At 40.3% G+C, this 6362-nt stretch carries 3 protein-coding genes; all 3 read left to right on the forward strand.

From position 1 onward, the window contains the following. Position 1: 1 nt before the first annotated feature. Complete coding sequence (locus G530_RS0104970; protein ID WP_026933485.1) at positions 2-814, forward strand: glucosaminidase domain-containing protein; 813 nt, start codon at positions 2-4, stop codon at positions 812-814. Positions 815-913: 99 nt separating this feature from the next. Then, the gene (hemL, locus tag G530_RS0104975) at positions 914-2203 is read left to right on the forward strand and encodes a glutamate-1-semialdehyde 2,1-aminomutase (protein WP_026933486.1); all 1290 of its coding nucleotides are present in this window, start codon (positions 914-916) and stop codon (positions 2201-2203) included. 479 nt (positions 2204-2682) lie between these two features. Continuing rightward, positions 2683-6362, forward strand: a 3680-nt coding sequence (locus G530_RS17880; protein WP_051199683.1) for a LamG-like jellyroll fold domain-containing protein, incomplete at its 3' end; no start/stop codon positions are given.

The following is a 6362-nucleotide window of genomic DNA, read 5'->3' on the forward strand; positions in this document are numbered from 1 at the left end:
TATGAAAATTACCCGCATTTTATCGCTTTTTGTGATCATTGTTTTTGCTGCTTCCTGCGGAAGTAAAAAGAAAGTGGTTACCACTAAAAAAGAAGAGGTTAAAATAGATAATAGAGGAGAAGAGAACCGTGATTCTCCTGCCGAAGTAGTAGATGATGTGAAAGAGGAGCTGCCACGTAATACCTATCATTATCGTATTGAGGATTATATCAGGGATTATGCACCTATAGCTCAGGAAGAAATGAGACTTTATAAAATTCCTGCAAGTATCACGCTGGCGCAGGGAATTCTGGAATCTGGAGCTGGAAATGGAGATCTTACTAGAAGAGCAAATAATCATTTCGGTATTAAGTGCCATGACTGGAATGGAGAAAAGGTCTATCACGATGATGATCGTCGTGGTGAATGTTTCAGGAAATATAAACATGCCAAATATTCTTACCGTGACCATTCTTTATTTCTTTCAGGAAGAGGCAGGTATTCAGAATTATTCGATCTGGATATATATGATTATGAAGGCTGGGCAAAAGGTTTGAGAAAAGCCGGTTATGCTACAGATCGCAGGTATCCTGATAAATTAATTGATCTTATAGAAAGATATGAGTTATATAAATTTGATGATGGAGTAAGCAGGCGACAAGCTCCAAGATATACTGCGCAACCTAAACGAGGATCTGATACTCATAAAGTGCAAAAGGGTGATACCTTATATTCCATTTCAAAAAAGTATAATACCTCGGTAGAAGAGATTAAGGAAATTAATGGGCTAAGAAGTAATAATATTTCAATAGGTCAAATATTAAGTATAAAGTAAAGAAAACGTCATTCTGAATTTAATTCAGAATCTAATTTGTTTGAATCTGGAGACCCTGAAACAAGTTCAGGGTGACGGTTAAAAAATAAAAGGTCATTTATGATTTATAAAAGAAGTAGTCAGTTATTCGCAGAAGCGCAAAAAGTAATTCCTGGTGGAGTTAATTCTCCGGTAAGAGCTTTTAAGGCAGTTGGCGGAGAGCCAATTTTTGTTGAAAGAGCTGAAGGTGCATATTTATACGATGAGGATGGAAATAAACTGATCGATTATATTAATTCATGGGGTCCGCTTATTCTGGGTCATGCTCACAAACCTGTACTGGATGCGGTGATAGAAAAAGCTAAAAAAGGAACCTCATTTGGAACGCCTACAGAGATCGAAACTAAGATCGCAGAGCTTGCGGTAAAAATGGTTCCGAATATCGATAAAATTAGAATGGTAAATTCGGGTACAGAAGCCTGTATGAGTGCGGTTCGCCTTGCGCGTGGATTTACCGGAAAAGAAAAGATCATCAAATTTGCCGGTTGTTATCACGGGCATAGTGATTCTTTCCTTATCCAGGCGGGAAGTGGAGCCGTGACTTTTGGAACTCCGAATAGTCCCGGCGTGACCCAGGGAACGGCAAAAGATACTTTGCTTGCTAAATTCAATGATCTTGAAAATGTTAAGGAACTTGTTGCAGCGAATAAAGAGGAGATCGCCTGTATCATACTGGAACCTGTTGCCGGAAATATGGGTTGTATCCCGCCAGGTGAAGGTTTTCTGGAAGGCTTGAGAGAGATATGTGATGAGAACGGAATTTTGCTTGTTTTTGATGAGGTAATGACGGGATTCAGACTTGCTCCCGGAGGTGTTCAGGAAAGAGCAGGAGTGAAGGCTGATATTGTTTGTTTCGGAAAAGTGATTGGCGGAGGTTTACCTGTTGGTGCTTTTGCTGCACGTAATGAAATCATGGATTACCTGGCACCGGTTGGCCCTGTTTACCAGGCCGGGACTCTTAGTGGAAACCCGCTGGCGATGGCCGCAGGATTAGCCATGCTCACCGAATTGGATAATAAAAGAGAGATCTTTGAAAGCCTGGAGAAAAAGACCGAATATCTTCATAAAGGAATGGAGAAAGTCCTGACTGCGAATAATGTTGATTTTACAATTAACAGGCTTGGTTCTATGATCTCGGTTCATTTTGGTAAAGATCCGGTGACCGATTTTGATTCGGCGGCTAAATCTGCAAATCTTGGTCTATTCAATAAATTCTTCCACGGAATGCTGGAAAACGGAATTTATATCGCACCAAGTGCTTATGAAACCTGGTTTATTAGTGAAGCGCTGTCTTATGAAGATCTTGATAAAACCATTGAGGCTGTAGATAAGGTGACCAGGGAATTTTAAATTACCTGGAAAATAAATTATAGAGATCCGGGAAGCGAAAGTTTTCCGGATTTTTTATGCCTTCTTTGATCAATTATCCTTCTATTATTTTGCTTATAAGGGCGTTGCAAGAATTTCTGCCTTCTCTTCACTTTAAACAATGCTGTTTTTTATCGATAAATTTAACCTTTTGTCGAATAAAGATTCGAAATGTTAAAATTATATTCTTCTTAAAGAATTGTTAAAGAGTGAGTTATGTAATATTGGTGAAAAAAAGGGGTAAAACCCCCTAATTGTCAGTGCCTTATAATATTTTGGTTTGGCTATATTTGTTGCTTTTAAGATAAAATTAAGAATTTTTAATATTTAAGAGGTTACAATTTTTTGTCAGGCTTGCCATTAAAATAGAAATCCAAAAATATTAATACCTCGATAGAGGTATTGTTAATTATTTAACAAACTCCGAAAATTATATCGAATACTAACCTAAATGCGTTTTAATGAAACAAAACTACTTTTTTAAATTTCTGATTTTCCTGTTGGCCATATTTGGCTCATGGCAAGGGAATGCACAAACCACTTTTAATTATACTGGTTCAGTTCAAACTTACACAGTTCCTGAGGGAGCTACTTCTATTAAAATAGAGGCAACTGGAGCACAAGGAGGAAACAGTGGGGGACTTGGAGCTGATATTACCGGAGAATTTCTAGTCACTCCTGGAGAAATTTTAAAAATCGTCGTTGGAAGCCAGGGTACTACTGCACCTAATAACAATGGCGGCGGTGGCGGTGGAACGTTTTTATGGAAAAATATAGGAAATGAATTGTTAATAGCTGCAGGAGGTGGTGGTGGACGTTCTGGAAATGGTGGGGGGCCAGGAGGAATTGGTTCTTCTACAAATTCGACTACGAATAGTAGCCTTGGGTCAGGAAATGCAGCTGGTGGAACTGGCGGTAACGGTGGTCAAGGAGGTACAAGTGGAAACATTGCAGGTTATCCTGGAAATGGTGGAGCTGGTGCTGGTTGGCTTTCAGATGGCTCTAATGGAACAGGTACTAATAACTCGACAGGCGGAATAACACCGTTAGGGGGTGCCGATGGCGGAGTAGGATACAACCAATGTTTTGGTGGGAATGTTTTTGGTGGCTATGGCGGCGGCGGCGGTGCTTCTGGTTGTTCAGGAGCTAGCGGCGGCGGCGGCGGATATAATGGCGGCGGCGGCGGAAATGGCTGGTACGGATCCGGTTGGGGAAGCGGTGGAGGTGGCGGTTCTTACAACTCTGGGATTAACCAAGTAAATACAGGTGATATAAATTCTGGTAATGGTAAGGTAATAATTACTGTACTTTGTGATGATTTAAATATAACAGTAACTCCTAGCACGAATGTTTGTCCAGGTACAATGGTTACAATTACTGGAACTTCAACCAATGGGGGGAATATTACTTGGGATAATGGAATCATCAACGGGGAACCTTTTGAGGTAACTGCTGGTATGACATTTACTTCCACAAGTACTAACTCAGGTGATTGTAGTGCTATAGTAGATATTACAACAGATGATAATGAGAATCCTAAAGCAATAGCTCAGAATATTGTAATAGAGCTTGATGGAACTGGAACGGCAAGCATTAATGCTGAATTGATAAATAATGGATCTTCCGATAACTGTACAGCAGAAGGAGATTTGACCTTAAGTTTGGATAATCAAGTTTTTGGTTGTGTTAATGTAGGTGATAAAGGAGAGACCATAAATGATTTTTCTTTGAATTTTGACGGGAATGATTTTGTCTCTATTCCTGATGATCCCTCTTTAAGGTTAACCGGGGATATGGCTATGGAAGCCTGGTTTAAGGTGGACGGCTTTAATGCAGACTGGGTGAGGATCGTAGGAAAAGGGTCTGGGTCTTCTGGGGGAAGCCTGAGTGATCCAAGAAATTACGGGCTGTGGTATCATCCAGATGGCACCTGGTTATTCCAGCAGTATGGGAATGGGGTGCAAGTGAGTTTCAATCAAAATATCAATATAGGTGAGTGGTATCACGTAGCAGCAGTTAAGACTGGAAATATCGGGAAATTATATATCAATGGTGAACTTGTTGCCACCAATACCGGTGGCACTAATCCAGTAACCAGTGCCGATCCTTTAACTATAGGATACGCCGGTTTCCATACCTATCACATTGGGCAGATAGATGAAGTGAGACTTTGGAACAAAGCCCGTACCGAGGATGAAATCCTTGATAACTATAATAGAACTTTAGATGCGACAACTGATGGTCTTTTAGCCTATTACAATATGGAAGAAGCTGAAGGGATTAATTTAAATGATCTTACCGGAAATGGCCATAATGGTAGTTTGCAGGAATTTTCTCAACCTAATGTCTGGACCACATCTTCAGAAAACCTGGGTGCAGAAAACATAGTTACCTTAACCGTTCGCGATGAAAATGGAAATGAATCTGCTGCAAAAGCGAGTGTAACCGTTCTTGATAATTCACCTCCTATGGTCGAAACAAAAGATATTACTGTAGAACTTGATGAAACTGGAAAGGTATCTATCACTCCAGATATGGTTACTGAAAGTTCTTCAGATAACTGCGGAATTGAAAGTTCTACCCTCGATATTACAGATTTCACCCTTGATGAAGTGGGCGAAAATACTGTGACCTTAACAGTAACTGATGTAAACGCTAATGAGACTAAGATTACCGCTAAAGTAACAGTAAAAGATGTAACACCTCCTTCAGGTTATTCAGTTAACATAGATCAAACAGAGATCGACGATACCAATCAAACCACATTGAGTTTTACTTTTACAGGTGCAGAGATCGGAACTACCTACGATTATACAATTTCTAGTAGTGATGGACTTGATGTAGTTAGAGGTACGGGAACTGTGACTACGGCCACTGATCAAATTACTGATATCGATGTTAGCAGTCTTGAGGATGGAACCCTAACATTGTCGGTAACCTTAACCGATTCGAGCGATAATACTGGAAAAGTTGAGACCAGTACAGTTTTGAAAGCTACAAATGCTCCTCCAATGGCGGTTTGCCAGAGCTTTATTGTTGAACTTGGAGAGGATGCAACAGCTACTATCACGCCTGAAGATGTGGATGGTGGGTCGAGTGATGATAAGCCAGGATTCGTATTATCCATTGATAAGAATGCCTTTGATTGTTCCAATATTGGAGATAACGAGGTAAAATTAACGGTAACCGACAGTGATGGTGTTTCAACTACCTGTATTGCAACGGTTAGCGTGAAGGATTTAACTCCTCCTGTACTTACTGCGCCAGTTCAAACTGCTTTTGATACGGAAGAAGATGCCTGTGGGGCTTTTGCGTCATTCACCATTACTTCATCTGATAATTGTTCTGAAAATGCTAATATCGCATATAACGGAAATGCGAATGGAGGTCTTGCAGGATGGAACATTAATCTTAACGGAGGAAATGGCTGGATAACAAGTGGCAGCAGCTTTTTAAGCTCCTATAACATGGGAATTATGAGCCAGAAGATAGATCTTATGGTTCAAGGTTATGACAGGGAAACGCTTAATGCCGTACCTGAAATTGTGGTTTCCGAAAGCTATGTAGGTACCTGGCCTAATTATTCGGATAATTATTATCTGAAAGTTCAGTTGAGAGATGCGAATGATAACATTCTCGCTTCCTTTGATACGGGAATACTTACTGCTTCTGAAACTTGGGCTACTATTAATCATACCTTTAGTGGTTATGGAGAAGGTGTTCGCTATGTATATATAGAACATGGAGGTGACGATGCAGAGTATTGGGCCGGACACTATGGAACCAGGATCACAGATCTTGAAGTTACTGTAAATGCTCCGGGCGTAATTCCGAACCTGCCAACCCAACAATTAACCGGGCCATTACCTGAAGAACTCATTGCCCCCGGCAGTGCGAATATGACTTACAGAACAATGGATTATTCCGGAAATACAAGCGAAATAAGTTTTGATATTAACGTACAAGATAAAATTTCCCCGGAAGTAATCACTCAAAATATCACAATTCAATTAGACGAGAACGGAATGGCTTCCATCGAAGTGTCTGATATCGACAATGGATCGAATGATGCTTGTGGAATCGCAAGTTTATCCCTGGATATTATTGAATTTACGTGTGACAATATTGGTCCAAATACAGT

Origin of the sequence: Christiangramia echinicola DSM 19838, from assembly GCF_000423065.1 — a bacterium.
Classification (GTDB): Bacteria; Bacteroidota; Bacteroidia; order Flavobacteriales; family Flavobacteriaceae; genus Christiangramia; species Christiangramia echinicola.